Raw genomic sequence first — 219 nt, forward strand, 5'->3', positions numbered from 1 at the left:
GAGCTTGCCATCGAGCGAGTAGAGATCGACGAGGGCCTTCGGGTAGTTCGATGTGTCGACCAGGCTGCTGTCAAGCGGGGCCAGGGTGCCGTTCGAGGCGTAGAGGGCGAAGTTCGGGCCGTTCATCCAGAACACGTCGGGTCCAGAGCCGGCCGACACGGCGGTCTGCATCTTGGTCCAGTAGTCCTTCGTGCCGACGACGTCGATGTTGATGGTGAT

1 protein-coding gene is annotated in these 219 nt (G+C 62.1%); it reads right to left on the reverse strand.

The window, feature by feature from the left end:
• On the reverse strand, positions 1-219 hold a 219-nt coding region (locus BN358_RS23475), incomplete at both ends, for an extracellular solute-binding protein (RefSeq protein ID WP_157593410.1).

This window comes from Sedimentibacter sp. B4 (genome assembly GCF_000309315.1).
Taxonomy (GTDB): Bacteria; Bacillota; Clostridia; order Tissierellales; family Sedimentibacteraceae; genus Sedimentibacter; species Sedimentibacter saalensis.